Consider the following 1445-nt stretch of genomic DNA (forward strand, 5'->3'; position numbering starts at 1 on the left):
TCGCCAAATTTCGCCTGATGATAGCTGTCGTTGAAGTTCAATCTGACCGTGGTGGCTTCATCAGCAGGGTTATTGAAGTTGACAGTCCAACCTGGGGTTGTACTGCCTTCCACGCCATCACGCAGCTTGGTCACAGAGGTGACGATAGTCGGCGCTTCATCATCAGTGATCACTGCATTGGCAGACTGAACCCAGCCTTGCTGACCGATGACGGCACCCTGGATCTTGATGGTCTCATTCCCTTCATAGATGTTGTCATTGAGGGTCTGAGCATAGATTTTCACGCCACTATGACCGGCAGGAACGGTGATGTTCGCCTTATAGCCGTTAGAAGCATTCAGGACGACTTCCTGCAGGAAAGCGCCAGAAGTGCTGTACACATGCACCTTGCCGTTGTAGTCCGCGCCGAAGTCAGCTTCATGGAGACCATCGTTGAAGTTCAGCTGCACCGTGCTGTTGGTGGTGGAGGTGTTGGTCATGTTGAGGTTCCAGCCCACCCAGCCAGCTTCTGCCGCATTTTGCAAATGGGTAATGCTGGCGACTTTCGGAATGTCAGCGTTATCCGTGATGACGGCCGCAGCGGATTGCACCCAACCTTGCTGACCAATGACGGCACCTTGGATCTTGATGGTCTCATTCCCTTCATAGACATTGTCATTGAGGGTGTCAGCATAGATTTTCACGCCAGTTTGACCCGCAGGGATGGTGATATTGGCTTTGTAACCGTTAGAAGCATTGAGTACGACTTCTTTCAGGAAGGTGCCGGATTGGGTGTAAACATGCACCTTGCCGTTATAGTCTGCTCCGAAGTCAGCTTGGTGGATACCGTCGTTAAAGTTCAGTTGCACCGTGCTGTTAGTGGTGGAGGTGTTGGTCATGTTGAGGTTCCAACCCACCCAACCATCTTCTGCTGCATTTTGGAAAGCAGTGATGCTGGCCACTTTCGGAATGTCTGCCGCATCGGTGATGGTGGCTGTGCTAGTGGTTGTGCCGAAGACAACACCCGGATCACGTCCGCCGCCACTTTCTGTCACTTTAATGGTAATGGTTTCATTGCCTTCATAGACAGAATCATCTTTGGTTGCCAGACGCACTTTGAAGCTGGTTGTGCCCTTAGGCACGATCAGTTGGTTACCATAGTACTTGGTGGCTCCCCAAGTCACGCCGCCATCGTAAGAAGCCTGGAAGTTGGTCGCGCCAGCTGTGTCGGTACCAATGGTGCCGGTGCCATTGGCAAACTCGATCTTCGTCCATGAGTTGTCTTTTGTGGCGGTATGAACAGAGATATCCCACACCAAAAAGTCACCTTCAGTAGTGGTCGCATTACTGATTTGCCATGCTGGACGGTCTGCTTCATCAGTGATGATGGCTTCAGCAGATTGCACAAAGCCTTGTCTGCCTGGCACAGCTGCCTGGATTTGAATAGTCTCGTTGCCCTCATAGAC

The 1445-nt window shown here is 51.6% G+C and carries 1 pseudogene; it reads right to left on the minus strand.

Going from position 1 to position 1445, the window contains the following annotated elements:
• Positions 1–1445, minus strand: a pseudogene (locus RN22_RS25250) (hypothetical protein); the annotation flags it as partial.

Origin of the sequence: Grimontia sp. AD028, from assembly GCF_000973155.1 — a bacterium.
Lineage (GTDB): Bacteria > Pseudomonadota > Gammaproteobacteria > Enterobacterales > Vibrionaceae > Enterovibrio > Enterovibrio indicus.